This is a genomic window from Rhodococcus sp. NPDC019647, from assembly GCF_044389235.1.
Lineage (GTDB): Bacteria > Actinomycetota > Actinomycetes > Mycobacteriales > Mycobacteriaceae > Rhodococcus_F > Rhodococcus_F oxybenzonivorans.
This window is the reverse complement of the sequence record NZ_JBIRXS010000080.1, coordinates 1-1457: the sequence shown is the minus strand read 5'-3', so window position 1 is coordinate 1457 and position 1457 is coordinate 1. Positions and strand designations below refer to the sequence as shown.

At 64.8% G+C, this 1457-nt stretch carries 1 protein-coding gene; it reads right to left on the bottom strand.

What is annotated here, in order from left to right; translation table 11 throughout:
* Nucleotides 1-33: 33 nt before the first annotated feature.
* The gene (locus tag ACH49N_RS38925) at nt 34-1341 is read right to left on the bottom strand and encodes an IS256 family transposase (RefSeq protein WP_358278835.1); all 1308 of its coding nucleotides are present in this window, start codon (nt 1339-1341) and stop codon (nt 34-36) included.
* Between the last annotated feature and the right edge of the window lie 116 nt (nt 1342-1457).

Here is a 1457-nt window from a genome sequence, read left to right as displayed (position 1 = left end):
GAGATATTGTCAATACCTGTGGATGAGTGAGTTTCATGCGACCTCCGATCCGGTGCTTGCGGGCTCGACCGCCGCGGAGTTGGGGCTGATGTCTGTTGGTCGTTCGAGCAGCTTGCCCTTGTGGAACACCGCGCCGGCACGAACGAGCGCGACCAGATGTGGTGCGTTGACCGCACGCCAGCGAGCCTGAGCGGCGTCGATCAGCTTGTAGGCCATGGCAAGTCCCGCCGCACGGGATCCAGGCCCCTTGGTGACCTTCGTTCGGAGCCGCACCGTGGCGAAAGTAGATTCGATGGGATTTGTGGTGCGGAGATGCACCCAGTGCTCGGCCGGATACTTGTAGAACTCGAGCAGCACATCCATGTCGTCGGTGATCTTCGCGACCGCCTTCGAATACTTCGCGCCGTAGTCGAGTTCGAAGGCTTTGATCGCCACTTGCGCCTTGTCGATGTCCTCGGCGTTGTATATTTCCTTCATCGCCGCGAGCGCACCTGGGTGAGCCGATTTCGGTAGCGCGGCAAGCACATTTGCCTGCTTGTGAAACCAGCAACGCTGCTCCCGCGTCTCCGGGAACACCTCCCGCAGCGCCCGCCAGAACCCCAGAGCGCCGTCACCGACCGCGAGGACGGGGGCGGTCATGCCGCGGCGTCGGCAGCCGCGCAGCAGGTCCGCCCACGACTCGGTGGACTCGCGGTACCCGTCGGTGAGGGCGACGAGCTCCTTCCGGCCGTCCGCGCGGACCCCGATCATCACCAGCAGGCACAGTTTTTCCTGCTCGAGCCGGACCTTGAGGTGGATTCCGTCGACCCACAGATAGACGAAGTCGGTGCCCGAGAGGTCCCGACCTTGGAAGGCCTTGGCCTCGTCCTGCCACTGGGTCGTCAACCGGGTGATCGAGGACGCCGAGAGCCCGGCGCCCGATCCGAGGAACTGCTCGAGCGCCGGGCCGAAGTCGCTGGTGGAGAGCCCGTGCAGATACAGCAGCGGCAGTACCTCGTTCATCTGCGGGGACTTGCGCACCCAGGCCGGCAGGATCGCCGACGAAAACCGCTGCCGCTCTCCGGTGTCCGGGTCGATGCGCTTGTCGTTGACCCGCGGGGCCTTCACGGTGACCGCACCCGCGGCGGTCAGCACACCGCGTTCGTGGTGGTAGCCGTTGCGCACCACGAGGCGGCGACCGTTCTGGTCGACCTGATCAGCGAACTGTTCGATATAGGCGGCGACCTCCGCCTGCAGGGCGGCCGCGAGCATCTGCCGGGCACCGTCGCGGACGATCTCGTCGAGCAACGACCGCCCGCCGTCATCGTTGGACCGGTCGTCGTCGTGTACTACCGTGAGCACGGGCGTACCTTCCCGCCAGCGTTGCCGCGCTGGTCTTGATCAGAATTCGGATACCTTCCAGATCATCATCCGGGAAGGTACGCCCTCCCGGGATCCACAAGTTCTGATCATTGCTC